Here is a 2354-nt window from a genome sequence, read left to right as displayed (position 1 = left end):
GGACCGCCGTTATGACATCCCTGTTCCGAATCCGCCAACGTCAGCCAGCCATAGCCACCCGACCCGCCATAACCGACGCCCCCAGATAATTGCCGGCGTCGGTGCCCTGGGTGTCGGTGGGCACGCTGGTAGCGGTCTTGACGCTCTGGGCATCAATGACGCAGGCGGTGGGTTCGGTGGCGCGTCCCACCTGCTCACGGACCATCCGGTGCAGGTGGAGGCCGAGTTTCTCGATGGTGCCGTCGGCGGTCCAGGCGCTGAAGTAGCCGAACACGGTGGTGTGCGGCGGGAAGTCGTGGGACAGGTAGCGCCAGGGGACGCCGGTCCGGTTGAGAAAGAGGATCGCGTTCATGACTTCTCGCAGGTCAGTGACCTTTCCGCCAAGGTTGGGCGAGGTCTTCTGTCGCTCGGCCCGCCAGGCCGTCAAGGTCGGTTCCATCAACGCCCAGCGGGCATCGGAGAGGTCGCTCGGGTACGGCTCACGCTGCTGCGAAGAGGTCATGGGACCACTCATGCACGAGGTTCCCAACCGGGCGTATCGCTCGATCGAGCGAGGCAAAAGTCAGCTTCATGGACGTATTCGGACCGGACAGAATCTATCGTCGGCAATCGGGGTAAACCGCAGGCCCCGGCGCGCTCCAGCTGAAGTGACATACCGCCTGTTATGCCTGTACGAGGCGAATCCCGGCGCAGCCCAACTGCCCGAAACCGGCGCATAGATGACACGAACGTCCTCTCAGATCCCGCATCTGCTTCCAGGACGGGCCGTCACCGCCGTAGTACCGGTCGCGGGCGTTGCGTCCGCGGCGGCCGCCCTCCGGGAGCGGCGCGAGCGGACCGTGGAAGACCGGCATGCTGCCGGTGATGACCAGCGACCGTACGCGCTCGGGGTAACTTGGCGGCCAGGTTGAGCGCGATCGTGCCGCCCCAGGAGTTGCAGACGAAGTCGGCTCGGTCGATGCCCAGCGTGTCCATCAGCGCCACGGTCTTGGCGGCGTGGTAGTCCCACATGGGGCCCTCGATGACGGGCTTCGCCGACTTTCCGTACTGCAGGATGTCGACCAGGAAGCAGCGGCGGTCCCCGGCGAACAGCGGGGCCACCTGGCCGAAGTCCGACCAGCCGGTGCACCCCGGACCGCCCCCGTGCAGGAAGATGGCGGGGCTGCCCTCGCCCATCTCGACGTAGTGGTACTTGACGCCGTCCGCCTCCGCGTAGGCGCCCTCCGGAGGCGCCTGAATGTCCATGAGTTCCATGGGCGGATGGTCTCGGGTGTCCCGAACACCGCTCCAAGCGGACCGGTCCGCTCAGTGGTCCGGTTCCGTGGCAGGCGTGGCACGGGCCACCTACCTCCCGGGAACGGGCCGTGCCGACCATGGAGGCGGAATGCTCCGGACCGAACTGGACCTGGTGGAGGGAACGGGTACGGGCGGCGCTCGGCCGCCTGCAATGCCGCTTCCTCGGCGTCGTACGGGCCGGGAGCGCCGCCGAGTTCGCGCGGGCCGCGGGGGAGAGCGCGCCACAGCTCGTCGATCCCGGCCATCCCGCCTTCCGCGTGCACCCGATGTACGTCGTCAGTCTGCTGCTTGCCGAACCGGGCGCGGATGCCGAGCAGGTGCGGCCGGACGGCATGTACCGCGGCGAGGTGCCCGGAACCGACGGACTCGGCGTGCGCCTCATGGCCGGCGGTCAGGAGGTCCGCTGGATCGACGACGCACGGCCGGGCGACCGGATCGAGATGCGCCGCGCGCTCACCGACGTGCAACGCAAGGGCGTCGCACAACAGTTCCTGCTGCTGACCGTCGACAAGACCTACGCCGCCGAGCGAGGGCTCCTTCGCCGAAGTCACGGAGAGGTTCCTCGTGCGATGAAGGAACGTGCCGAGGCACGGCACGTGCCCCCGGTGGAGCTCGTGCCCGACGAGGTCATGCTGCTGCGCTTCGGCGCGGTCACCCGCAATACGCACCGGATCCACTACGACACCGCCTTCGCGCAGTCCGAGGGGCTGGACGGCCCGGTGGTCATGGCACAGCTGCACGGCTGCCTCTTCCACCGGGCGGCCGCGGGCTTCGCCGGGCCGACGGGACGGGGCCTGCGGGTCGCCTGGCAGAACCGGGCCCCCGCGTATCCCGGCGACCGGCTGACGGTGACCGGCACGGTCCGTGAAGTCGACCCGGCGAGCGGGGAGATCATCCTCGACCTCGTCGAACACCGGGAAGGCCCCGCACACGCATGGCGGTTTCTAGGGGTCGTTGCAACACGTGGTCGTGTTGATCAGGCCGCGAGCAGTTTATGCAGGCGCGGGGGGGGGGGGGGGGGGGGCGCGGGGGTTGTGGGGGGGGGGGGGGGGTGGTGT

Annotated in this window: 1 protein-coding gene and 2 pseudogenes; 1 reads left to right on the top strand and 2 read right to left on the bottom strand. The window is 69.0% G+C overall.

What is annotated here, in order from left to right:
• Positions 1 to 91: 91 nt before the first annotated feature.
• Positions 92 to 502 (bottom strand): annotated as a pseudogene (locus tag ACFXB5_RS49385) (transposase); the annotation flags it as partial.
• Between the two features lie 266 nt (positions 503 to 768).
• Entirely contained in the window at positions 769 to 1254 is a 486-nt protein-coding gene (locus tag ACFXB5_RS49380) for an alpha/beta fold hydrolase (RefSeq protein ID WP_385221537.1), read from the bottom strand.
• 119 nt (positions 1255 to 1373) lie between these two features.
• On the opposite strand from ACFXB5_RS49380, the pseudogene ACFXB5_RS49375 reads away from it, so the two are divergent.
• A pseudogene (locus ACFXB5_RS49375) lies at positions 1374 to 1769 on the top strand (MaoC family dehydratase N-terminal domain-containing protein); the annotation flags it as partial.
• Between the last annotated feature and the right edge of the window lie 585 nt (positions 1770 to 2354).

It is taken from the genome of Streptomyces sp. NPDC059455 (assembly GCF_042750115.1).
GTDB classification, from domain to species: domain Bacteria; phylum Actinomycetota; class Actinomycetes; order Streptomycetales; family Streptomycetaceae; genus Streptomyces; species Streptomyces endocoffeicus.
Note: the sequence above shows the minus strand (reverse complement) of the source record. Positions and strands in the feature narration are given on the sequence as shown.